17 protein-coding genes and 1 other RNA gene are annotated in these 25,725 nt (G+C 40.3%); 10 read left to right on the forward strand and 8 right to left on the reverse strand.

Annotated elements, in window-relative coordinates:
• The first annotated feature begins 72 nt into the window (after positions 1 to 72).
• Complete coding sequence (gene cas12c / locus DRZ93_RS09100) at positions 73 to 3,087, forward strand: type V CRISPR-associated protein Cas12c (protein ID WP_113746407.1); 3,015 nt, start codon at positions 73 to 75, stop codon at positions 3,085 to 3,087.
• Between the two features lie 31 nt (positions 3,088 to 3,118).
• Here cas12c and DRZ93_RS09105 read toward each other — a convergent pair whose 3' ends face one another.
• The gene (locus DRZ93_RS09105) at positions 3,119 to 4,906 is read right to left on the reverse strand and encodes an IS1634 family transposase (RefSeq protein ID WP_113744158.1); all 1,788 of its coding nucleotides are present in this window, start codon (positions 4,904 to 4,906) and stop codon (positions 3,119 to 3,121) included.
• A 228-nt stretch (positions 4,907 to 5,134) separates the two neighbouring features.
• Between DRZ93_RS09105 and DRZ93_RS09110 the strand changes: the two genes are divergently transcribed.
• The 5 genes from DRZ93_RS09110 (at position 5,135) to DRZ93_RS09130 (ending at position 8,750) form a co-directional block, all read left to right on the forward strand.
• Entirely contained in the window at positions 5,135 to 5,587 is a 453-nt protein-coding gene (locus DRZ93_RS09110; protein ID WP_113746408.1) for a hypothetical protein, read from the forward strand.
• A 168-nt stretch (positions 5,588 to 5,755) separates the two neighbouring features.
• Positions 5,756 to 6,145, forward strand: coding sequence for a hypothetical protein (locus tag DRZ93_RS09115; RefSeq protein WP_113746409.1), 390 nt, complete (start codon positions 5,756 to 5,758; stop codon positions 6,143 to 6,145).
• A 561-nt stretch (positions 6,146 to 6,706) separates the two neighbouring features.
• Positions 6,707 to 6,803, forward strand: an RNA gene (gene ffs, locus DRZ93_RS09120) — signal recognition particle sRNA small type.
• Positions 6,804 to 6,825: 22 nt separating this feature from the next.
• Positions 6,826 to 8,088, forward strand: coding sequence for an AAA family ATPase (locus tag DRZ93_RS09125; RefSeq protein WP_113746410.1), 1,263 nt, complete (start codon positions 6,826 to 6,828; stop codon positions 8,086 to 8,088).
• Positions 8,089 to 8,099: 11 nt separating this feature from the next.
• Complete coding sequence (locus tag DRZ93_RS09130) at positions 8,100 to 8,750, forward strand: HAD family hydrolase (RefSeq protein ID WP_113746411.1); 651 nt, start codon at positions 8,100 to 8,102, stop codon at positions 8,748 to 8,750.
• A 75-nt stretch (positions 8,751 to 8,825) separates the two neighbouring features.
• Here DRZ93_RS09130 and DRZ93_RS09135 read toward each other — a convergent pair whose 3' ends face one another.
• The 3 genes from DRZ93_RS09135 to nadE all read right to left on the reverse strand — a co-directional run bounded on the left by DRZ93_RS09135 (position 8,826) and on the right by nadE (position 12,944).
• Positions 8,826 to 9,437, reverse strand: a complete 612-nt coding sequence (locus DRZ93_RS09135) for a hypothetical protein (protein WP_113746412.1) — start codon at positions 9,435 to 9,437, stop codon at positions 8,826 to 8,828.
• Between the two features lie 6 nt (positions 9,438 to 9,443).
• Entirely contained in the window at positions 9,444 to 10,922 is a 1,479-nt protein-coding gene (putP, locus tag DRZ93_RS09140; RefSeq protein WP_113743927.1) for a sodium/proline symporter PutP, read from the reverse strand.
• Positions 10,923 to 11,093: 171 nt separating this feature from the next.
• Entirely contained in the window at positions 11,094 to 12,944 is a 1,851-nt protein-coding gene (gene nadE / locus DRZ93_RS09145) for an NAD(+) synthase (RefSeq protein WP_113746413.1), read from the reverse strand.
• A 293-nt stretch (positions 12,945 to 13,237) separates the two neighbouring features.
• Here nadE and DRZ93_RS09150 point away from each other — a divergent pair, with 293 nt between their 5' ends.
• From DRZ93_RS09150 to DRZ93_RS09160, 3 genes are all read left to right on the forward strand, one after another.
• Complete coding sequence (locus DRZ93_RS09150) at positions 13,238 to 15,328, forward strand: glycogen debranching protein (RefSeq protein ID WP_113743925.1); 2,091 nt, start codon at positions 13,238 to 13,240, stop codon at positions 15,326 to 15,328.
• A 104-nt stretch (positions 15,329 to 15,432) separates the two neighbouring features.
• Positions 15,433 to 16,110, forward strand: coding sequence for a hypothetical protein (locus DRZ93_RS09155; protein ID WP_113746414.1), 678 nt, complete (start codon positions 15,433 to 15,435; stop codon positions 16,108 to 16,110).
• Positions 16,111 to 16,119: 9 nt separating this feature from the next.
• Positions 16,120 to 17,100: a Gfo/Idh/MocA family protein gene (locus DRZ93_RS09160; protein ID WP_113743923.1), complete on the forward strand. Its 981-nt coding sequence runs from the start codon at positions 16,120 to 16,122 to the stop codon at positions 17,098 to 17,100.
• A 42-nt stretch (positions 17,101 to 17,142) separates the two neighbouring features.
• Here DRZ93_RS09160 and pflA read toward each other — a convergent pair whose 3' ends face one another.
• From pflA to DRZ93_RS09175, 3 genes are all read right to left on the reverse strand, one after another.
• On the reverse strand, positions 17,143 to 17,895 hold the full coding sequence (gene pflA, locus DRZ93_RS09165; protein ID WP_113746415.1) for a pyruvate formate-lyase-activating protein: 753 nt from the start codon (positions 17,893 to 17,895) through the stop codon (positions 17,143 to 17,145).
• 83 nt (positions 17,896 to 17,978) lie between these two features.
• Positions 17,979 to 20,225, reverse strand: coding sequence for a formate C-acetyltransferase (pflB, locus tag DRZ93_RS09170; protein WP_113743921.1), 2,247 nt, complete (start codon positions 20,223 to 20,225; stop codon positions 17,979 to 17,981).
• 631 nt (positions 20,226 to 20,856) lie between these two features.
• Entirely contained in the window at positions 20,857 to 22,746 is a 1,890-nt protein-coding gene (locus DRZ93_RS09175) for a fructose-1,6-bisphosphatase (RefSeq protein ID WP_113746416.1), read from the reverse strand.
• Between the two features lie 162 nt (positions 22,747 to 22,908).
• Between DRZ93_RS09175 and DRZ93_RS09180 the strand changes: the two genes are divergently transcribed.
• Positions 22,909 to 24,090 carry an AI-2E family transporter gene (locus tag DRZ93_RS09180; protein ID WP_113746417.1) on the forward strand — a complete coding sequence of 394 codons (1,182 nt, stop codon included), beginning with the start codon at positions 22,909 to 22,911 and terminating at the stop codon, positions 24,088 to 24,090.
• Positions 24,091 to 24,174: 84 nt separating this feature from the next.
• Here the strand turns inward: DRZ93_RS09180 and DRZ93_RS09185 are convergent, their stop codons facing one another.
• Complete coding sequence (locus DRZ93_RS09185; protein ID WP_113746418.1) at positions 24,175 to 25,317, reverse strand: M20/M25/M40 family metallo-hydrolase; 1,143 nt, start codon at positions 25,315 to 25,317, stop codon at positions 24,175 to 24,177.
• Positions 25,318 to 25,725: the final 408 nt, after the last annotated feature.

The following is a 25,725-nucleotide window of genomic DNA, read 5'->3' on the forward strand; positions in this document are numbered from 1 at the left end:
GACAGAAGAATCTGCATCCAATGCTCAAGAGGGATTGTTCTTTCATATTATATAAAAAAAAGGAAAAAATCAATGAAAGATATCAAGCATTCACTTATAAGTGGACAAAAAGCTCAAAAGTTCAGAAAGCATTTGGCTATGTCATCTGCCAGCGTATCAGACAAGAAAAAGGAAAAATCGCTTTTGACATATAAATTCAGACTTGATTTAAATGAGAATATGTCTGAAATACAAGACAGAATACCTAAGTTTTCAGACTACATAAAATTATATAATAAAATTGAAGGTGTAGAGCCTGGCACATTGACACATTATTTATGCACCTTTGTCCTGGCTGGATTTAGACTTTTTTCCAATGCAACATCAGCATTTGAATTTATAAAATCACAAAATAACCCATGTTTAGAGCATTTATCCTCACATGAACTTTTAAAATCCAGCGCTGTTGCTTTTGATCTTACAGCAGATCTTGCTATCTCAGAGCCTGGATATGAGCCATATTTGGCAATTGCCAGAATTCTTGAAAGATACACCGATCCGGACAAGAAAATTAACCGCTTTGTAAAAGACAACTTTACAACAAATAACAACAATGCTCTATCCTGGCTTTTGGGTAATGGTCATAAGTTTTTTAAAGAATCTACAGCGCAAGAAATAGCTTTGTGTTATGGCATACCAGATGATAAGTTTGACTGTGCCAAGGCCATTAAAAATGCAGCTGACAAGTTAGAGTTTAACAGTTCCCTATTTTCAAATGACATGCGTCTTTCTTATTTCAGATCATGCTTTGGAGGACATATTGGCAGCTGGGCAACTAACTATATAAAAAGGCTTTTAGAGCTTGAAAAAATCATACTAAACATCAGCTATGAAATCAAAATACCTAAAGCTTTTATCTCCTCTTCCAATGACTTTTTAACACATTGCAATCTTAACCGCGGCGATATTGAAGAATTAATTTCTAATATAAAAAGCAGTTCAACCACTACTAATGTCAAAGATGCTCTTAGCAGATTGCTTGGACACAAACATGGTGCATCATCTGCCGATATAAAGGCAATAAGAGATTACTCAGAGCTAATCAACAGACTTTGTGCTTATAAAGAGCAGATATTTAATACAATAGATCAGGTCGCTGAAGACAAAAACTCATTGTGGCATGACATAAAACGCCAAACAAAAGAAGAATTGCAGACCTGGGAGAAATTAGAAAAACTGCCAAAACTAAATGATTTAAGTGGCGGAGTTCCGCAGGCTGAGAATGAATTAAACGCAAAACTAATGCAGCTTAAACTTGTAACAGAGGCACAGAACAATCATTTTGCAAAGATTATGCAGTGGGTGCATAGCAATATTACAAACTTTTCTCCCTTTAATCATATAGTGCAGACTCAGCAGGCAAAATTAGATAACAGACCAAAGGAAAATACAACTGCCTGCGATCTTGCCGTGAGAATGTTCCTGCATAAAATAGGACGTATAGCCCGCGAAGATAACAACATTCTATGTAAAGAGCTGCAGCAATGGTTTTTAGATAATAAAGTTTTTGATAATAAGACTGATTTTAATAAATACTTTCATAATAAGCTTGGCTCTATATACATATCCCCTTACAGCACTCAGAAAAATGCGGGATATAAAATAAATAAAGAAGTTTTAAACTTTGGTGAAAAAATTGTCTTGCTTTTCACTGACAAATTACAAGAGATTAATAAGAGGTATGAAGGTAATTCCATTGCTGAAAAATCAGAGTTAAATTCACTTTTAAAATTAAAGTATTTTTACTATAACTTCTTTATATCTAGCATAAATAAAGCAGTTCCAGTTTCTATTGTCAAACCACTACTGCCAGATGATATGATAGAGCAATCTCTATCTGCAACACACAAAATAAGATTAAAAAGCAATGAAGTAGATCCATCTACCCTAAGCTCCATTTTTAATATTTATAAATCATTAATCAGTGGTTGCTATACAGTATTAAATCGTGAAACTTTCTTCTTAAGAACGAAATTTTCCTGGATTAAAAACTTCACCCTGTTCTATGTTCCAAAGGCAGATGCCTCATGGATTATGCCTGAGAGATACCTAAAAAATACACGCTGGAAACAGTATATAGAAGAGGAGGTTTTAGTTTTTGAAAATGATAAATATAAGGTAGATATAACTCAGACATTTAATAATATATGCTCAGCGCCTGCTGACTATGCTGAGCTTCTTGTTCAATTACCTCATGACTGGTTTTATCAATTGCCCTATAAATGTGCCAAGGAAGACAATTATGTACAGGCCATAGCAATATGTAAAAAAAAAGGATTCCCTAAGCAGAGCAGATTAAATACGCGCATATCTGGCAGACTTATAGGTCCATCATCATTTAAGTCAAAACTTGACTCAGTACTTATATATAACGGCGATGTCACTATTTCTGATATGACGCTGCTTGTTGAGCAGAGAGTCAGTCAGCAGCTAAAGCCCGATGAGAGTCTTGAGCTTAAAAAGTATGATCCTGAATTTACACTTGCAATCCCTATTAATGATGCAAGATCTCAGAGCACCAATTACAGCTTTAAACACATAATTGCAATTGATCAAGGAGAGATAGGACCTTCATATGCAGTGTTTAATTTAAGCGATGCCGGCAATGCCAAAGCAGAGCCTATTGCAACTGGTTCAATAAGAATACCTTCAATCAGGCGCCTTATAAAATCCGTTTCTTCTTTTAGAAAGAAAAAGAGTACAACGCAGAAATTTAATCAACGCTTTGATTCTACAATGTTTAACATCAGAGAAAATGTCACAGGCGATATCTGCAGTGTCATTGTAGGTCTTATGCAAAAATATAATGCTTTTCCAGTACTGGAACGAGAAGTTTCTAACCTTGAGAGCGGTTCGAAGCAATTATCATTAGTATATAAAGCTGTAAACTCAATGTTTCTATACTCTGATGTAGAAATGCAAAATACAAATCGTAAATCATGGTGGAGAGATGCAGATCACTGGCAAACTAATATTTTAAGGCTTGTAAGGGGTGAGAATAAAACCTCAAAATCTGTAAAACCCAAAGGTCAGAGCTATAAAGCCTAAAGTCCCATGATTTGTGTTACAACTAAATTTGTTATTTTTTCACTCTAACTTTTGTTTTTTTTCTTTTGACCTTTAGATTTAAGTATGATTTTTTTACTATAAGCCCATCCGGATCTACTATTGCTGCCAGCAAAGATTTTGCAAACTTGGTTGGAGCATTAACCTGATGTAAGTAATCAAGATTTTTCTCAACCTGACCTGATTCAAGTATTGCGATCTCGCTTTCTCTAAACTCAACTTTAATATTGTTCAAAGTCTCAACGGCATATTTATAAGATTTATTATTAGAGCGCAGAAAGCCTCTAATGCGTTGCATAATGGTTCTTTTTATAACCAAAGCTATGAAGAGAATAAAGAATTTGCCGTCTAAGGAGCTCTGGTTGTGAATGCCCAACGGCAGGCCGTTAAGGTCATTTTTTAAAATATCAAAGTTAGCCTCATCAATTTCACGCCTTCTATAATATTCCAAAGCATCCTGTGCTGTATAGTTAGCTTCAGGCTCTGAAAATAAGGCAAAAGTACCAAGACGATTAACATATTTTTGAGCTATAGCTTCATCAAGAACTAATTTTCTACCTCGGCCTTTTCCTTGATACACAAAGCAGTTTTTTACATCTGCCATTATACAGGCTCCTGATGGAAGCTCTTTGGTATCGGCAATAGCTCTCTTACACTCCTCAAGGGATGAAAAGAAATCTGCCATCTTATTGGCACGCCTTTGAACGCTTTGGTATAAATGCAGTTTGAGTTTTACATCGTTCCAGATAAAGTCCTCAGTGTAGCAATATAAGGTCTCGCACTCACCACTGCGCGTCTTTAAAGTTATGGTATTGGTTATAGATTGCTCTTTAGTAGCAATAGAGCTCAGATATTCGTCAACAGCCTTTATAGTTCCAGGAACACCTACAATAAATTTTAATTTAAGCTCTTTAAGGTGTCTGAGATTATCAAGCGTTGTCATACCTCTGTCCATAACGAGAGTAATATTCTCTGGGAGGTTGCGATCTAGCGCTGTATCAATAATATTCTTGAGATTGGCTTTGTCGGTAAGACTTCCTGAATAATGATCAAAAAAGACAGGTATGCCAGTACGCTCATTGCTAAATAAGGCATAGTTTACAAGTGGCAGATTTTCTACAGTTCCATGTGTGTAGCCATACTCTGCCTCTCTCATAAGTTTTGCTTTTGAAGTAAAGGCAGTTACATCATAAGCCAGACAGTCGCTTCCTGATGCATAAGGGATCCATAACTTGAAGAAATCACGCAGTTTTTTGGTATCAAGATTGCGCATTAGGTAAGATGCAGCCTGCGATGTTACTCCTTGTGCATCATTGAAAGCGTTAAAGGTAGTAGACAGCTCTTCAAGTGCTTCAAGCGATGTTCTGCCAGATGCGTATACTGTTGCTATAAAGCACATAGAGTCAACAAGTCTTGAATCTTTAAAGGCTTCTATGAGTTTATCGTATAACCCTGACTGAAGGAGTGCTATATAGGCAATGGCCGGAAACGCTGGATATATTACAGCACCTGGTGCGTATTCAAAAGATGTGTGCTTCCCTGGCAGACCAACTTTAGCGTAATTAGCCTCAGGTAGTGCAAGATTTCTTAGTTTGTAATAGTTTTCATTTGGGTGCATTTGTGTGTCAGTACGCTCGCCATTTACAGGTACCCCGATGATGCGACGCTTGCGATTGCTCTTTCTTGAGCCATCATCATCTTTCCAAGGCTCTATAAATTCACAAATGTATAAATCAGGGCCTCTTTGGCGAAAGTATACATTAGATACTGGAATATCAACCGTTTTGTCTAAATAAATCATTTTTACACCGCCCAGTTGTAACACAGTAAGCACACAATTTATATAAGAATAATAGAACAATAGCCTTAAAAAATCAAGGTTAAATTGATAAAAATAAGCTTTAATTACAATGGGATATGAACAGATGCGAGGGTGTTAGAAGTAGAAGTGCTATAAGTTGTAACACAAATCATTGGATTTTAGGATAAAGAATTAAAAATCTACCCCGGAGTGAGTGTCAGTGCATATATGACCAGCAGAATCTGCTCATGCTGTGGCAGAAATATTTTTGAATTAATAAAAAATGATGAGCTTGAGGATAAACATAAAAAATATCAGGTTAACGCACAGGGCGAGATCAATATAAGAGGTGAAGTAATTAAACTCTATCAAAAATCAGACAGTCACAAAACTTTAGTACCTGGACTTAAAAGTAAAAAAACCTATAACGCCATCAATCAAAGAGCCCCTATGGTTACCCCATACCCTGAGGGTATTATAGATATTGAGCAGCTTAAAAAAATAATTCGCTTTAATTTAAGGCGTGCTCCGGCAAGTCGCATGTCTAAAGATAGTACTCAAAGCAGATATTTCTGTGTGTTTAAGAACTGTAAAAATCATCAGGTTGAAAAACATGCAGATATTAATGCAGCGATAAATATCGGCAGAAGATTTTTAGCTGATATTATTATTCATAATTAATAATATAAAAAGGGAGCAAAGATGAGTGCAAACAGCACCAATAAAGCTCCCTTATATTTTAATAAAAATATTATATAAACTATACATAGAGATGATCTAATATAGAAATTTTTTTTATTATATAAACCTCAAAATAACCAATTTCATTTTCTTATCTTAGGAGAATAAATGAACACATTATTAGATCCAGACCATCACTATTATATCCTAGTCCCACTCTCAAATCAGTTCATTGAAAGACTTTATAGATATGATATATACAACAACTCTGGTCTTGACACATACTCATTTTTATCTATTACATTTTATGAAGATTTCTACTATGAGTTAGAATTAAAATTATTTCACATTCTTAACATTAAATACCATCTTCACATAAATATGTATGAAGATGAAGTAATCGAACCAATACTTATACCTAAAGTAATTTCAATACTACATAATGCTATAAACAACACAGCTCCAGAAGATGAATGTTTTTATAATTTTTGCACGAAATTTCTACATCTTTTAACATATGCCCAAGATAATAATTTACCTGTAGGATTATATTTTTAATGAATAATTATTAAAATATCATTTTTTTATTCAATGATATGTAATTTTATAACAAAGACTTTCGCTCATTGACATCAACTATGAAAATGGTCCTCTTGATTTTATTATATATCCCCATACCAGTCATACTTCAGAAATTAATACAGGAGCTTTTAGATTAAGCTTTCTGATGGATATAAACAATTCCGATTTGGAAAAATTGCTTTATTACACAAGACTTTTGATAATGCCGTAATTTTAGATGCTCTCTTTTTTAAGAATATCGAGAATAGATATCTAACTGATATAAAGATATTTGAATTAAAAACCTACAAGTATACATTAGCTAGGCATTTCAAAAGCGTATACTTTAGGGAGTGTTTTTTTAAATATCACCGTCAATCATTTCATAAATAAACTTATTTTTCTTTAGCAACTATTGAGGAAACAATTTAAGAGAAGAAGCGAACTTGTGCTAAATATTGATATTGTTCACTAATTTCAACAATTATCAAATTTAGCACTACATCTCCTTTACAAAATTTCTTTTTTTTATTATCATGTATTCTCTATATGGGGTCCACTTAGCGCTCCCGTACTTGTGCCTGGATTAACAGGTCAGGATCGGAAGGTAGCAGCCAGGTTCAGGTTATAAGGTACCGGGTGTCAGTTAAGTGGCCCCGCCCACATCAAGAGCAGTTATGAATCTTCTCAGTTCTAACAATTCCACCTTACATGAAGTCTTTTTAAACGATCACCTTTATGTGGATAAAACTGCTGAGCTTGTAAACTTTATCACCCATCTTGAAAAAAAGCCCAGGCTGCGATCCCCAAATATCTATCTAATGATAAGACCGCGAGGTTTTGGTCTGTCATTAGTCTCTGAGACAATAGAAGCTTTTATCTCAAGAAGCGATATTGTTCATTCCAAGATAAAAACCGCAGGCTTTGATGAAGTCATTCCCAAGGCCCCTGTTGTCAGACTGTCTTTAAATAAAATCAAAGCCAATACCCCTCTTGAATTTAAAGAGGCATTAATTGAGATGCTGCAGCTGCAGATGTGGGAGCATCATCTTTCAGCACGCATGGCAAGCTCCCATCGTCCTAAAATCTGCTTTTTATCCCTGCTGCGTGAGCTTTCGCGCAAGTATAATGAAAGTGTTGTGGTACTTATTGATAATTACGACATACCTTTTTTTATGACGCAGGCTATGGACAGACAGTATCAGCAGGAGGCCCTTGCCATCTATCTTGATACGCTCAATGCCATCAAGCAGGCAGGTGAAAGCGTGCGCTGGAGTCTGCTTTCAGGACATGTAAAATTCGATCTGGCCTCTGAGTACTCAGAAGGTCTGCCTATTGTCAAGGACTATTCTTTCTCCCCTCTGTGTGACACCCTCTTTGGCTTTAGTGTCGATGAGGTTAAAAAGACCTTTAAAGAGGAGCTCAAAAGAGTCTCTCCGCGCCTTGGTGTCACTGTAAGTGAGTATGTACAGGCTCTTGAGGCCATCTATGGCGGATATACCTTCTCTGACAGGCAGAAAAAAATGCTCTGCCCTTATTCTGTAGGCTCTGCCATTGACAACGGCGGTGTACTGCTGCCTTATATGAGCAATCATGACTACACTTTTTTAAAACACTGTCTTGAGGCTAAAAACCTCAATCTTGACTGGCTGTTTGGACGTGATGGTCAGGATGCGCTGTTTTTAGATTCGCTAACTGTAAACCCAAGCGGCAAAGAGCTCGGCTCACTGCTTTTGCAGCTTGGCTTTGTGGTTATCAACAAGGTAACAAGATCAGAGGGTGATAACTTTATCAATTACCGCTATCGATTTGATATTACCAATCATGAAATGAAACGCATTTTAAAGGTATTCAGATCTCAGGCCTCTGAAGAACTTTTACTAAGACCTTTTAATCCGCAGGTCTATGATGATGGTCTTTATGACTTTGATTTACAATAGGTGATACGTGTATGGCACTGGCTCTTTTTGATATGGACGGCACTCTAATCGATGGAGATACCAATAATATCTTCTTCCACTACATGCAGGATATAGGTCTTGTCGATGAAGACTTTGTAAAGCCGCTAAAATACTTTCATTATCTGTACTTTAAAGGCGAACTTAAGATTGAGGACTTTGTAAATCATTCTGTAAAGCCTCTTATCGGTAAAAGCCCGCAGGAGATTGAGGATATTGTAATGCCATGCATCAAAGAGCGTATTGTGCCAAAACTCAAAAAGGGAGCATTGGAGGCCATAGAATTTCACAGACATCGCAAAGACTATCTGGTACTCGTCTCTGCAACAGTTGATTACCTGGCCCGCCCACTGGCTCAGACTGTTGGTATCAGCGATGTTATTGCCTCACCTATTGGCTTTGATGAGCATGGTCTTACCGGCAGACTTACAGATACTGTCCCATATCAGGAAGGCAAAAGAAAGCGTCTGTTAAAATTCATAGAGCAGCACAATATCTCTCTTGATGATTCCTATGGCTATGGCGACAGCCTCAATGACATTCAGATGTTTGAGATGGTTGAGCACAAATATGCTGTTGATGCTGACGAGAGATTCAAAGAGCATCCTTTTTATGAAAGAACACGCCATGTAAGTTGGCTCTAGCGTGCTTCTATGCTGTTTAATATAAAGGCAGCCCAGATGGGCTGCCTTTATAGCATTTACGACATAATTATTTTTCTAATCAGCACTTTTATTCTGAATATTAACAACCTTGCCTCTGACAAAAGATCTGCTCTTTTTAGATACTGTAGACAGGGCTGTAGCATCATCTATTGTATATATAGAAGGTCTTTTCCTGTTGATAAAGACTCTTGCCATCTGCTCTGGATAAAATCCAAGACCGCAGCATGGTTTTACTGCAGATGTAAAAAAGCGTGGCTTTAGTGTACCACACTCTTTATACAAGACAGCAGCTTTTCGGCCTTTACCAATACTTATCAGCAGAGGTTTTTGCATATCAAGAATGACAGTGGCATAGGCCTCGACCACTATAGGATTGTTATCGCGCCTTAACCTGGCTCTTATATTAAGACACAGCATCAGGCGCAATAGATAAAAGGCTATATAGGCAAGGCAGATTATGGTTACAGGAAGCTTGAAGCTTTGTGAAAAACCAAGATTGCCTGCACAGAAACTTATGGCTATAAGCACCAGAAAAACTGCAATAAAAGACCAGGAAATACCTTTTTTGCAGATGCTGTCAATAACATTTACATCAAAGCGTATCCCAGCCTTGTACAGATAAGACTGATAATAGGAATTATCCGGCAGTTCGTCGTTAAGGCGCATAAGATCCTATCTATCCTTTACCTCAACCCAGAACTTATCCTCAAGCTCGCAGAATAGTTTCTCCTCGTCGCTGCCACCTTTGTAGGTTACAAGAGTAGCCACTACAATTGAGACAGCTGAGAGTATAAAGCCAGGAACTAGTGAGTACAGTCCAAAATAGCCGCCGTTCTCCCACAGTATTACAGTAAGAGCACCTACTACCATACCGGTGATGGCACCCTGCAGATTCATCTTCTTCCAGTACAGAGATAAAATGATGCACGGACCGAAGGAGGCACCAAAACCTGCCCAGGCATAGGATACAAGATGTAAAATACCGGCCTCTGGATCAAGGGCTATAAAGTAGGCAATGATGGCCACAAATAAAAGCATGAAGCGGCCGCACCATACAAGCTCTGTCTGTGAGGCATGTGGGCGCATCAGACGACGGTAGAAGTCGGCTGTCAGTGTGGTTGAGGCCACAAGCAGCTGACAGGATAAGGTACTCATAATGGCAGCTAAAATAGCTGAGAGCAGAATACCTGCCACCCATGGAGTAAAGAGGGTCTGAGCTACAATAATAAAGATCTGCTCGTGATTGTTGATGGCAACCTCAGGATATCTTGCTGCAAAGGCATTGCCATAATAGCCAATCAGTACAGCACCGACAAGACACAGTATCATCCAGGTAATGGAAATACGGCGGGCATCACCAAGACCTCTTACAGAGCCTGCAGCCATAAAGCGCACCAGAATATGAGGCTGACCTGCATAGCCAAGACCCCAGCCTAAAAGCGAGATAAGACCTACTGCCGTCATGCCCTTTAGGAAGTTTGACAGCTCAGGTCCTCTCTGGGTTATCATTTCATTGGCCACATCAAGACCGCCACAGTTTAAAATCAGAATGACAGGAGTGATAAGCAGAGCAAAGATCATTAAGGTTGCCTGTACAGTATCAGTCCAGCTTACAGCTAAAAAGCCGCCTATAAATACATAGAAAATGGTTGAGACAGCGCCGATTAAAAGAGCATTGGAATAATCCATGGCAAAGGTCTGCTCAAAGAGTCTTGCAGCTGACACCATGCCTGAGGCGCAGTAGATCACAAAGAAAATTAAAATAATAAAAGCTGATGCAATAGCAGTGAATCTGAACTTGTCATTGAATCTGGCGGCCAGATAATCAGGTATGGTCAGAGCATCTGAGGCATTGGCAGTAAAGGATCTTAAACGGGCTGCGACAAATTTCCAGTTGCACCACTGACCTATAACCAGACCTACTGCAATCCATGACTCGGATATACCATATAAAAACAGAGCACCGGGCAGTCCCATTAACAGCCAGCCTGACATATCAGAGGCACCGGCTGACAGACCTGTAACTATACGGCCAAGCGATCTGCCACCTAGAACATAATCATTTAAAGAATTGGTCATGCGGGCTGCTACAATACCTATTATGAGCATACCCAGAATGTATACTATGAATGTCGTAGTTGTTGTGTACATAAGAACATATTGCCAGATAAGAAAAAAAGTCTAGATATAATAGCAAATTTAAGCGCCACAAAAAAGCATGACGGCCCGCTCACACTCTGTAAGGCCCCATAAGAGCATGAGTATGCACCCTGTCAGTGCACAGATACAAAAAGAGGAGCAGTGCTCCCCTTTTATCAATAGCTAATCTAAAGTATCAAGCTCTGCAAGCAGTGACTCTAGTGCCCCTGATAATACAGGCAGCGCAAAATCAGTGCTTAGCATACAGCTAAAGGCAGGAGCCAGGCGCTCTCTTTTCCACTGCGCTCTAAAGCACATGCTAAAAAAGCGTCTGATATCAGCTTTAAGTAAGCTGCTGTGATACTCACCTGTACAAACCCTGCCCTTAAGCTCTGTGTAAATCTCTCCTGGGCTTTTGTGTCTGTCAAAAAAGAGCTCAATCATGGCATCTAAAAGTGCATAAGGCATAAGATCATCCTCATCCTTCTGACAGCCGCCAGGTCTAAGCTCGGCTGTTGGCGACATAATGGCAAGAGGAGAGAGAGCATCTATTCTAAAGACGCTGCCATCGGATAATTTCACACCATCTTTGGCTATACAGGCAATAAGCTTTAAAAGTATGCTCTTGTTGATGGCTCCTATAGGGCTTATGGAGCCTGCTGTATCACCATCCATGGTGCAGTAGCCCACAGCTCCTTCAGAGCGGTTTGAGGTGGCAATTAAAAGTTTATTCTCCACATTGGTCAAAAGCCACAGGCCTGGCAGACGGGCACGGGCCTGAATACTCTGCATGGCCAGATCGTTTTTCTCAAAGGTAAGCTCAAAGGCAGGATTTACAGACTGCACCATTGATACGTAAGCATCAACGGCCGTATCAATGCGCCAGTTGTAAAAGGTGGCATTTAAATTTTCAGCAAGATTCTTAGCCACGCCAAATGTTGTATCTGATGAATTGACAGAGCCCTGATAGACTGTGGTTAAAACTATGGGGGCAATATACTGTTTTACATACTGCTCCACATTGCCTGTAAATAAAGAGGCATCAAGGTTAAAACCAAGGCTGTGCATTTTTTCAAAATATCTGTCCTTAAGCTCAGCAAGGGCCAAAGCATGAGCTGCAACTGCTGCACTTGCGCATACTGCTGAGTCAGCACCGCCTGATAATGAGACCACATAGCCTTTTGATCTGCTCTTTAGCATATAGTCAAAAAGACCAAGCGCGCAGGCTCTAAAGCTTAGCTGATACAGATCACTCTCATCATTTTGTTTGATATTAGCAGTCTTTTCTTTTACAAAAAGCACACTGTAATCATCAAAGCTAAAGGCGCTGCCTTTTTGCAAAATGGTACCTTTATTGTCTGTCACAAAACACTGACCGTCGCAGATCTCATAGCCGCTGTCATTGCCAAGAAGATTGATAAAAAGAGCGTAGCTAAAGCAATCAGCTACAGGTGCTGTCATCTTTTGATATTGTGCAAAATTGTCGGTGCCATAAGGCAGAGCATAAGGACAGATTAAAAAATCAGCCTTTAGTTTTGTATCCTGTGCCATGGTATTTTTATTTAAAAGCATGACACTTGCATGCTCAGAGCGGCCATTGACATTAAACTCAAGCTGCAGCGGTCCATGAGAGCTTGTATAGATGTTATCAAGACTAAAGGTGGCAGAGGCTTTTACATCATCTACAATCTCAAGATGGACAATATCCTGTCCCTTTAAAATCACATAGCACTCATAGACATTATCATCAGTGCCCAAAAGAGGCAGACCCAGGCCTACATACATATCACCTTTAAGGCAGCTTTTAAATTCAATAAAGGCCTCATGTATCTTTTTAATAAAGCTCTTTACCTGCTGCAGCGCTTTAAGATTGTGTCCGCTAAAGGCCATATGGGCAAAAAACACCATTTTTTGATTATGTGCATAACAGTAATCTACAGCCTTTAGAATATTTGTGCTGTTGCGCTTTAAATCTCCTGCAAGAGTATTGATGGCAACTAATGAACAGTAATTTTCAATTTTTCTATAAGGCATGTTATCTCTCCTTTTGACACTATGCCTAAGATAATAAACTTTTTTGCAGGAGGTTTAAAGACAAAGACCTGCCTTGTAATACAGATGCAATGTCTCTGCCGCAGCTGCCAGGGCATAAATATGCAAAAAATCCAGAGTGCGTGATTGTTTTTTTTCAAATGCACCAAAAATACCTTAATTGCTTTATTTTGTACTGCAATAATTTTTCTGTCTCAATTGTGCTTTACAAATAAAAGGTCAAAACATGATAAAATACTTGGTTCTAACTTAAGAATTTCAGGTAAAAATAATTTATGCATGAATATATTATAAGCTCAGGACACTGCCGCGCCCTTGGCGCCACCATTGAGGAGGACGGTGTCAACTTTGCCATCTACTGCCCAGCTGCAGAAGCTATGGAGCTTTTATTATTCAAAAGTGTTGATGATACATCTCCTGATGTAATTACTATTTCATCTCAGGTTTACAGATCAATCTACTACTGGCATGTCTTTGTCAAAGGTTTAAAGGCAGGACAGATTTATGCCTGGCGCGTCAAAGATTCCATACGCAGCATCAACAAGTCAAAAGACTTTGTCGAGCTTGACAAGGTGCTGCTCGACCCTTATGGCAGGCGCATTCTTTTTCCAAAGGAGTACAGACGTTTTCAGGGAAGCGATATGACCGAAAACTACAGAACCTGTGCCAAATCCTGTGTCATTGATATTGATGATTATGACTGGGGTACAGATACAGCTCCGCGCCATCTTCTGTCAAAGACAGTAATTTATGAGATGCATGTCAAAGGCTTTACCGCTCATGAATCATCAGGCGTTGCCAAAAACCTGCGCGGCACCTACAAAGGTCTTATTGATAAAATTCCATATCTTGTAAAACTTGGTGTCACAGCTGTTGAATTTCTGCCTATTTTCCAGTTTGACAAATTTGATGCCCTGCCTGGCAAATTAAATTACTGGGGCTACTCACCTATGGGCTTTTTCTGCCCGCATGAGGATTATGCCTCAGATACATCCATCATGGGCCCTATCAATGAATTTCGCGATCTGGTCAAGGCTCTGCACAAAAACGGCATTGAGGTTATTTTAGATGTGGTCTTCAACCACACATCAGAGGGTGATCACAACGGTCCTACCTACTGCTTTAAAGGCCTTGACAAGTACAGCTACTATATCATCGATGAAAACGGCAATTACGGCAATTACGCAGGCTGCGGCAATACTTTAAATGCCAACCGCTCTGTAGTGCGCAATCTTATTTTAGATTCTCTTATCTTCTGGAAAGAGAAGATGCATGTTGACGGTTTTCGTTTCGATCTGGCCTCTATTCTGGCCCGTGACAGCAACGGTGCGCCAATACCAAATGCCCCAACTTTGCTTGATATTGACGGCAATGTGCGTCTTGCCGATACCAAGATTATAGCCGAACCCTGGGATGCAGGCGGTCTGTATCAGCTTGGCAATATTGCAGGTCGTAAGTGGCGTGAGTGGAATGGGCAGTTTAGAGACTGTGTCCGCTCCTTTATGCGCGGTGATGGCGGTACCATCAAACCTTTTGTCAACAAAATCTTAGGCTCACCTGATATCTATAATGAAAAAGAGGTTGATCCGCAAAAGAGTATCAACTTTATCACATGCCATGACGGCTTTACGCTCTGGGATCTGGTCTCCTACGAGCGCAAGCACAATATGGACAATGGTGAGTTTGAGCGTGACGGCTGCAATAACAACTACAGTGCCAACTACGGCGTTGAAGGTGAAAGTGATGATGAAAAGCTCAACTCTCTGCGTCTGCGTCAGTGCAAGAATTTCATGGCCCTAACCGTACTGTCCATGGGTACACCTATGATCACCATGGGTGATGAAATACTGCGCACACAAAAAGGCAACAACAATGCCTACTGTCAGGACAATGAACTGTCCTATATGAACTGGAATTTAAACGACAGACAAAAGGAAATGCTTGAGTTTACCCGTAAGCTAATAAGGCATCGTACCTACAGATCAAGTCGTGAGGCCCATGCCAATTCCCGCTCATTAAAGATGCTTGACAATGCGCTGCGCAGCACCAAACTGCAGTGGCACGGTGTGCTGCCATTCCAGCCTGACTGGTCTGATATGTCACACTCTGTAGGCGTTATGGTCTACTGGGGCACCTACTCCATCTACTCCTATGTATTTGTCAATGCCTACTGGGAGGATCTGGAGATTGAAATTCCGCCATGCCCTAAAAACTCACATCGCTACTGGTTTTTATTTGTGGACACATCCAAAAATATCAATCATGATATCTCTGCCACCTTCTCGGCCATGCCGCGTATCTATCCTGGAGATATTATCAAGGTGCAGAGCAGATCAATTATCATGCTTATCTCAAGTGACAGCTGATATATGATCTAAGCGCAGTATCACATAACACAAAGAGCATTGAACAATTTAGGCTCTTTTAATTTAAGATTGACATACTTTTACAAACATCTTGGAATAAAAATATGCAGGACAACAACACAGCAAATAACGATACAAAGGATAAGACCACTGAGGTCAAAGGAGCATGTGAGGTAAAAAGTGCCGAACAGCTTGCCGAAGAAAAGCAGATGAAGACCCGCCGCGCCTTTAGAATTTTAGCAGTATGCGTGGCTCTGTACTACTTTGGCTCAGCAGGCTTTTCATACTATCAGGAAAAGCAGCTTGAGGGTACTGTTATAACCACACAGTCAGCCATATCCGATCCAAGAGCCTTCAGAGAGAACTTCAACAGCGTACTTGCAGGCCTTGATACCTCGCTGCCAAAGGCCAATGCCAATGATACCAAAGAGGGCTTTGTGGCTGTTCTCTCCCCTGCTGTTGAGCTACGTGGCTTTTCCAAAGACGGTGGTATTGAGCTTGGCTCTGTGCAGATACAGACCCGTTATGAAGGTGCCATGCCACCTGAGTCTGTGACAGCCTTTAGAACCTTTGTGGCAGCCTGTGAAGGACACAGTGACTTTGTAGAGGCTGACAAAATTTTAAATGCTCTTAATTTCGTACCTGAATTTGATAAAAATGAGGATGACAAGGTTTTTGAAAACCTTGAGGTTAAAACCTCAACTATGATTTATAAAACCTCATTTACCAAAGGCCCACTTGATGAGCTGACCTTGATAGTTACACCTGTAGCTGCAAAGTAGGATTTAGAGATGAAAATAGGAATAATGGGTGCAGGTGCCATTGCCCGTGTCATGGCAAGAACCATTCTGGCCTTGAACCGTCCTGATATCGAGCTTTATGCTATAGCCTCACGCTCCAAAGACAGAGCCGATGTCTTTGCCTTTGAGTTTAATGTGCCAAAAAGCTATGGCTCCTATACACAGCTTGTATGCGATGAAAATGTGGATCTGGTCTATATTGCCACCCCACACTCAGAGCATTATGCCAATACCATTTTATGTATAGATCATAAAAAGGCAGCTCTGGTGGAAAAGGCTTTTACTGCCAATCATGAGCAGGCTTTGGATCTTATTCACAGAGCGCGCAAAGCCAATGTGCTTATAACCGAGGCCATATGGACACGCTATATGCCATCACGCGCTCTTATAGCCAAGGCTCTTGAAGATGGCCTTATTGGCAAGGTTAAGGCCATAAATGCCAATCTGTGCTACCCTATTGATAAAAAGGAGAGAGTTATAAAGCCAGAGCTTGCAGGCGGTGCCCTTTTAGATATTGGCATCTATCCTTTAAACTTTGCGCTTATGTTCTTTGGGCATGAGATAAAACATCTTGAAGGCTTTTGTGTCAAGCACACTACAGGTGTTGATTTTATAGACAATATTGCCATTGAATTTAGCGACGGCAAAACAGCCTCACTCTATGCCAATGCCTGTGTGGCCTCGGATCGTATGGGCTATATCTATGGCAGTGAGGGCTATATTGCAGTTACCAATATCAACAATCCTGAAAAGATTGAGGTTTTCAACAAGGATCATGAAAGAGTATCTGAGATAAAGATACCAAAGCAGGTTACAGGCTATGAGTATCAGCTTATAGAGTGCAAGGACTGTCTTGACCGTGATCTTATAGAATGTCCTTCCATGACCCACAAGCAGACGCTTGAGGTCATGCAGATTATGGACAATCTGCGCAGAATCTATGGTGTGACCTACCCATTTGAAAACAAATAACCTTCAAAAAAGAAGATGCCCTAGAGCATCTTCTTTTTTCTATCAGTCCTTTTTATAATCTGCATAACTTTGCACATTGAGAATCTCGCCGGCCCTTGCTATCTGCTCATCTGTTGGTGTGGCAACATCAGTAAGTTCATATGGCAGACCAAGCTTTTCCCACTTGTACATGCCAAAGCTGTGATAAGGCAGGATCTCAACACGGCGCACATTGGACAGTGTCTTTAAAAAATCAGCTGTCTGTCTAAGATAGGTCTCATCATTGGTATAGCCGTCAACAAGCACATGTCTTATCCACACATCCTTTTTAAGCTCATCAAGATAGGCTGCCATATCAAGAATATTCTCAAGAGGGCATTTGGTAAGCTCAAGATGCATCTTTGGATCTATATGTTTGATATCAAGCATGACAAGAGAGGTCTTATCCATAAGAGCATTGAATTTTACAAGATAGTCAGGATCACGGTTAAAAGGGGCACCTGAGGTATCAAGTGTGGTATGAATGCCCATATCCTGAGCCAGAGTGAAGAGCTCTGTGACAAATTCCATCTGCACCAGAGGCTCACCGCCTGATACAGTTATACCGCCTTTGTCTCCCCAGTAGCTTTTATAGCGCAGAGCCTTGTCTAAAACCTGCTGTGCATCAAGCTGCTGTCCTGCGTCCATTTTCCAGGAATCAGGATTATGGCAGTATTTGCAGCGCATACGACAGCCCTGCATAAAGACTACAAAACGTACACCAGGACCGTCAACTGAGCCAAAGGTTTCAAATGAATGTATATTTCCTATGTGCATATGCCACCTTAAAATGCAAAAGGTCTGTACCATATGGTACAGACCTGAAATTTTAAATTACAACAAAGATGCTGTTTTAATCATTACATGCTCTTGTGGCAGGTTCTTGCAATAACGTCAAGCTGCTGCTCACGGGTCAGGTCGATGAACTTAACGGCATAACCTGAAACACGAATGGTGAAGTTGGCATACTCTGGCTTCTCTGGGTGCTCCATGGCATCGATAAGCTTCTCGGTACCAAAGACGTTAACATTTAAGTGATGTGCGCCCTGCTCAAAGTAACCGTCCATTACGTTGACAAGATTTACAGTTCTCTCACCAAGGTCGTGGCCTAAAGCATCTGGAGATATGGTCTGTGTATTTGAAATACCATCAAGAGCATACTCATATGGAAGCTTGGCAACTGAGTTTAATGAGGCTAAAAGACCGTTCTGCTCAGCACCGTATGATGGGTTGGCACCTGGTGATAATGGCTCGCCGGCCTTTCTGCCATCAGGCAGTGAACCTGTAGCCTTGCCATATACCACATTTGAGGTAATGGTTAAAATTGAGGTTGTAGGCTCTGAATCACGATAGGTGTGATGCTTCTTGATCTTGTTTAAGAAGGTCTTGAGCAGCCATACAGCCAGATCATCGGCTCTGTCATCATCATTACCATAGCGTGGGAAGTCACCCTCAGTCTTGTAATCAACGGCAATACCCTGCTCGTTGCGGATTACGCTGACCTTGGCGTACTTGATGGCACACAGTGAGTCAACCACATGTGAGAAGCCGGCAATACCTGTGGCAAAGGTACGACGTACATCAGTATCTATAAGAGCCATCTCGGCTGCCTCATAGTAGTACTTGTCGTGCATGTACTGAATGAGGTTCAATACGTTTACATATAAGCCTGCAAGCCAGTCCATCATCTGATCAAAGCGGTGCATAACTTCATCATAGTCAAGCACATCAGAGGTGATAGGACGCATCTCAGGGCCTACCTGAACCAGAGTCTTCTCATCCACACCGCCGTTGATGGCATACAGCATGCACTTGGCGAGGTTGGCGCGGGCACCGAAGAACTGCATTTCCTTACCGGTTTCAGTTGCAGATACACAGCAGCAGATTGAGTAGTCATCACCCCAGACAGGACGCATTACATCGTCGTTCTCATACTGTACTGATGAGGTGAGAATTGAGATCTTGGCTGAGTACTTGCGGAAGCCCTCAGGCAGAGCCTTGGTGTAAAGTACAGTCAGGTTTGGCTCTGGTGATGGACCCATGTTCTCAAGGGTGTGCAGGAATCTAAAGTCATTCTTGGTAACCATAGATCTGCCATCCATGCCAATACCTGCCATCTCTAAGGTGGCCCATACAGGATCACCTGAGAAGAGCTGATTGTATGAAGGTACACGGGCAAACTTGACCATACGGAACTTCATAACTAAATGATCAATAAGCTCCTGAGCCTCAGCTTCAGTTAAGGTACCCTCTTTAAGGTCACGCTCGATATAGATATCAAGGAAGGTTGAGATACGGCCAACTGACATGGCAGCGCCGTTTTGTGTCTTGATGGCAGCTAAGTAGCCAAAGTAGAGCCACTGTACGGCCTCACGGGCGTTCTTGGCTGGACCTGAAATATCAAAGCCATACTCTAAAGCCATTTCCTTCATCTGCTTGAGAGCTTTGATCTGATCTGATATTTCCTCTCTCTGACGGATGATGTCATCGGTCATGACGCCACAGCCGCACAGATTTAAATCCTCTTTTTTCTTCTCAACCAAGAAGTCGATACCATAAAGGGCTACACGACGGTAGTCACCTACGATACGGCCACGGCCATAGGTATCTGGAAGTCCGGTGATGATCTTGTTCTTTCTTGCAAGCTTCATCTCTGGAGTATAGGCATCAAACACACCCTGATTGTGGGTCTTGTGATACTCGTTGAAGATTTTCTCAAACTTCTCATTTGGAGTATAACCATAGGTGGTGCAGGCTTCCTGAGCCATCTTGATACCGCCATATGGCATAAATGCTCTCTTTAAAGGCTTGTCAGTCTGCAAACCTACAACGCTCTCAAGATCTTTGAGCTCATCGCTTATATAGGCAGCCTTGTAGGCGGTAATTGATGAAACCACCTCAGTTTCCATATCCAGGACACCTCCCTTGGAACGCTCCTGCTTCTGCAGATCCTGCAGTTTATCCCAGAGCTTGACAGTTGCATCGGTAGGACCTGCAAGGAATGACTCATCGCCGTTATACATAGTGTAGTTGTGCTGTATAAAGTCACGGACATTGACGTCATCTAGCCAGTGATTACCCTTAAAACCGCGCCACTCTTGTCTCATATAAACTCCTGTTTATGGTCTAGCCTTTAAAACATAAATTTAAAATCACAAGCCTCAGTTTTGAGACTGCAGATGCAAATTATTTGCACTATTGCTTTAAAACTGTCAGGTTTATTTCCTGTTTAAAGCATGCACATCTTATGCATTTTTTTGTTTAAATACAATTAAAATTACATTATTTTGAAATTTTATTCTAAATATAAGAAAATAGAAAAAATTAAATTTCACATCTTGATTTTTTAAAAATCTTTATCATCTGAAATTTTTCTTTAAATATCATGGCCTAACCTGTCTTGTAAGTAAAAATATACATAAGTTTATATATAGTTATACAGGCGTCAGGTGCCGACTTTTTTCAGCTAAATCAGATAAAAATGGCTTTTTAAAGTGCTATGTTTAAAATTTGTATGGCACTTCAAATTTTTTATTGAACCATATTTATTAAAGCGACTTTTTAAACTGATTTTAATATGTTTAGCCACATTTAACATACATTTTTATTTATATTGTATGTACATTGGAGCACTTTACGCTCTATATTGGTAAAACGCCATGGCCTTATACATAAAAGCAGCCTTAAACAGTAAAAATCAAGCCTGAGCTTTTTATATGATCTCAGGCTTTTTAAATACTAGGTCCTTTCAGCTATGGTACCGCCTCTGTAGGCTTTAATGAGCTCACGCAGCATATTGATTTTGCGCAGTATTCTGATGCCGTCATCAGTATGCTCAACCATGGCGCGGCGCTCAAAGCCCTCAAGCATGGTTACCTCAGAGCTTATATCGTCATTTTCATTAAGTGCATCATCAACAGAGGTAAATGGACGATGTGACTTTAATAAAAGCGCGTTGGAGCTGTAAATCAGGGTATAGCCTGCTATACCTGTCTTTTTGTGATAGGCCTTGCAGAAGCCGCCGTCAATTACAATAAGACGACCATTGGCACGTACCGGGCTTTCACCTTTAACCACACGTATTGGTGTATGGCCGTTAATAATATGACCTTTGGCATCAAGACCAAACTCAAGCAGGATCTTGGTACATATATCCTCACTGTAATATAGATCATAGTAAGGATCGCGCGGCTCTTTATAGGTTGACTCATCTATAACGAGTGTGCGCTCAAAGGTTTTAATGACACGCCCTGAGAGCGGGGATTTGTAGCCGCACCACAGATACCACATATAATCTAAGGCATATCTGTCGCCTGTATCACGGCCGCGGCGGGCTGTCTCGTCGGCATAGTCTAAATACTCCTTGCCCTTTTTCATCACACCGTTGCAGTCAATTTCGCAAAATGAGCCATCTTCATTCATAGGCACGCAGCCATGAAAGAGCAGATTGTCATTATAGCAGCGGTACATGGAGCCATGAGAGAAGAGAAAATCAACATGACTCTGCAAAGTCTTGGAGCTTAAAAAATCCTGCACCAGCTCATCTACTATCTCCTGCTCGCGCTCTGTAAGACGATACGGGTCTAAAGGATCTACTGTAGGAAAATGTTTCATCTTAAGCTCATAGCGCCTGCCATCTAGCACAAGCTCACCTGTCTGCAGATCCACCTTTTCAAGCAGCAGTCTTTTGCTCATATTAAATGAAGGATTGCGCAGCACTGTCTGTCCCTGCAGTTTGAATAAAAGCACAGCCACAGCCTGGCGTGTAGCTGTCATATGCTCATTATCCTCATAGGTCTGCTTGGCAAATTCAATTAAAGGGCGCAGCGAGACACCATAAGTTTTCTCAAGCAGTTTAAAGCATTTATACCAGATGCAGTTTCTTACAGCTGTAAGCACACAGACCTCAGAGCCAGAGGCTGCCCCCATCCACAGCATGTCATGATTGCCCCACTGAATATCAAGACTGTGATAATTCATAAGCAGATCAAGAATCATGTCAGGATCCTGTCCTCTGTCATAGATATCACCTACAATATGCAGATGATCAACGGCAAGACGTTTGGCCAGCTCGCAAAGAGCAATAATAAAATCCTCGGTGCAGTTGTTTTCAATAATGGAGTTGACAATACAGCCATGATATCTCTGTCGTGAGTGGGTCTCTTCAGATTTGGCATGCAGCAGCTCATCGATAATATAGGTATAGTCAGGGCCTATAAGGCGTCTTACCTTTGATCTTGTATACTTGCCTGACATAAAGCTGCACAGCACAATAAGATTCTGCAGCGCGTTGTTGCACCACTGATCATCAAAAAGATTGTGCTCTTTTAAAAGCTGCATTTTCTGTACAGGATAATAGACCAGGGTACACAGCTCCTTCTTTTCATGTTCTGACATAGAGGTGAAAATATAGTCCACCTTGTCACGTATAACGCCAGAGCAGTTGTTGAGAATATGACAGAAAGCCTCATACTCGCCATGAATGTCAGACATAAAATGCTCTGTTCCCTTTGGCAGATTTAAAATAGCCTGCAGATTGATGATTTCATTAAAAGCTGCATTACGGCTTGGGTAGTCATTGGATAACAGTTCAAGATACTGATGCATCAGCATGTCATGTCTTTTCATAAAAAGCTTTTCCTGTATGTATTGTTCTTTTGTGATAAAAATAGCCATTCTTTAAAAACAAATATGTGCTATATGTCTTTACGTTCAGCTGTATTTTAGTATGATTGAGAAATTTTCACTCATATTATCATCATAAAGGAAATACAAATCTTTTGGGGACATATGGCTCATAAATTTCAAGAAAAGTATTTAGAATATACATTATTAATATTAATTATCATCATGGGCTATGCCCTTGTCATGCAGTCTCTGCCATTTATCAACGGCATACTAGGTGCAATCACTTTGTATATTATGCTGCGCCGCACCAATTTTTATATTATGCGCCGCTACGGACGCAAAAAGGCCCCGTGGATTATAACCTTAGCCACAGCGTTGCTTATTATGGCCCCTACCTCGGCTGCTTTATGGTATGTTGTCGATCTTATTCAAAACTTCAATTTAGATTTTAATGTCATTATTGAACGTCTGGTCAAAACTGCCAATGCTCTTGAGCAAAAGACAGGCATAGATCTAATCTCTGAAAAGTCCATGACCTTTATTACAGCCAAGATTACAGCTGTGGCCAATATGCTTTTAGGCGGCATCAACAACTTTGCTGTAAATATCTTTACAGCCCTGCTTATTTTATTTTTCATGCTCTCAGGCGGCATGTATATGGAGCGTTATATATCACGCATTTTGCCGTTTAAAGAGCAGAACAAAAAAATCATCATCAATAAAATCAATACCATTGTAAAATCCAATGCCATAGGTATTCCGCTTTTAGCTCTGATTCAGGGTGTTGTAGCTGCCATTGGCTATTATATTTTTGATGTGTCAAATGCTCTGACCTTTGGTGTACTTACAGGCTTTGCCTCCATCATTCCACTTGTAGGCACCATGCTTGTGTGGATACCTTTGTGTATAGGTCAGTACTTTGAGGGCGATATCTATCAGACATTAGGCCTTGCTGCCTACTGCATCATTGTCATCTCACAGTGTGACAATGTGCTGCGTATGTTTTTACAAAAGAAGATGGCTGACACCCACCCTCTTATCACCATTTTTGGTGTTATAGCTGGTCTGCCTATCTTTGGCTTTATGGGAATTATTTTCGGACCGCTGCTTGTTGCCATGTTTTTGCTGCTAACTGATATGTTTGCAAGACAGTATATTATAGGTACAGATAATCTCTCCCTTGATATAACCTCACTTAACAGACATGCAGATAAAAAAGATGGCGGTAAAAATCAGGGCTCTTTAAACAATGGCAGTGTAAAAGAGAGTATTAAAGACAATAGCAAGGATAAGATGCTCGATATCACAGCAGATAAGAGCATAGATTCTGCTCTAAGTAAGTAGAATAAAGAGCTCTTTTAGGCTTTTTTAACTTTAAAAATTAAGATTATTTAAAGGCGGCAGAGTTTTTACCCTGCCGCCTTTGTCTTACATACAGATCTGTTTATATATAGTTAAAAGCTGTGTATAGGCCTCATCAAGCTGGGCTATAGCTATTTTTTCATTGACGCTGTGGGCATGTTTTATAGTGCCAGGACCTAAAACGGCACATGGGGCAATGGTGCCTAAAAATGAAGCTTCAGTGCAGTAGTTGACGCACATAAGATCAGATCCTGTAGCCTGCTTTAAAATATCAAGTGTCTTCTTATCAGTGCAGTCAAATGGCTCAATATCATCATAAAGGCGCTGCAGCTTAAAAATATTGCCATATTGTGTATTAAGTTTATCTGTTATGGCAGACAAGCTCTCATAGGCCTGTTGTGTATTGTAAATACTCATAGGTCTTAGATCAAAGTCAATCTCAACTGTAGGACATACTGTATTGACGCCGTTGCCACCTGAGATGACACCAAGATTTAATGTAGGCGAGGCCACTTCAAAACGGCTGTCAGTAATATCTTTTAAACTATCCTTTAGCTGTGCAATCTCATTTAAAAAGGCCATGGAGCATTCAATGGCATTGATACCAAGAGATGGATTTGATGAATGACAGCCACGTCCAGTCACCTGCATCTTAAAGGCCATATAGCCCTTGTGGGCAATAACGGCCTGATTTGATGTAGCCTCGCCAATTAAAATCAGATCAGGTTTGTAGCTGTACTTTTGCTTATAATCAATGGCACCTGCCATGGAGCTTTCCTCATCGCAGGTAAAAAGAGCAGAAAATGGCTTATCAGCCTTGAGTGAAAAGCCATGGGAGGCAAAAAGCATAATAAGTGCCACATAGCCTTTCATATCTGTAGCACCAAGTCCTGTTAAATAATCATCCTTGTGCACTAGTGTAAAGGGCGAGCTCTCCCAGAGTTCCTCTTTTGCAACTACTGTATCGGTATGGCCGCAGAGCATAAGACCGCCATCGGTTTTAGCCGAGGTTATATATAAATTGTATTTACCCTCGGCAACCTTGAATTTGTGGCAGTAAAAGTTTCTATCTTTAAAAAAATCCTCAAGATAATCTATGAGCTGAGCATTAAAATTATCTTTAGCCTTGTTATCAGAGCTTGCTGTATTAAAGGCCACAAGATCGGATAAATACTTTTTATATTCATCAAAATACTGCATAAAACTCATATTCTTATCCTCATAAATGCATAACAGGCCGCTTTTTTATCTTTCCTGTATTACTAAAGCTTTTATTATCTGTATCTTTTACTTATATCACATATGACAAAGAGCGTGGAATGAGTTTTTTTAAAGTGCACCTAAATATAACGCAGTGCAGTAATTTATACATGAGTGTATAAAAACACTATCGTGGCTGTGCAGATTAATGTAATAAGGATCTGTAATTTTGTTACAATCAGTTTTTTTCACAGCTAAAACATTATTTTTTGCTTTATTATTGTGCATTAAAGCTAAGTTTTTTTATCAAAGAGCCCTTATAATATATATTTAGCGCGAAATTCACCAAATATGAGCATAAGCGCTTTGTATATTTATTTTTAATAAATTAGCTGTACTATATTAGATAACATAAAT

Origin of the sequence: Anaerobiospirillum thomasii (assembly GCF_900445255.1) — a bacterium.
Taxonomy (GTDB): domain Bacteria; phylum Pseudomonadota; class Gammaproteobacteria; order Enterobacterales; family Succinivibrionaceae; genus Anaerobiospirillum_A; species Anaerobiospirillum_A thomasii.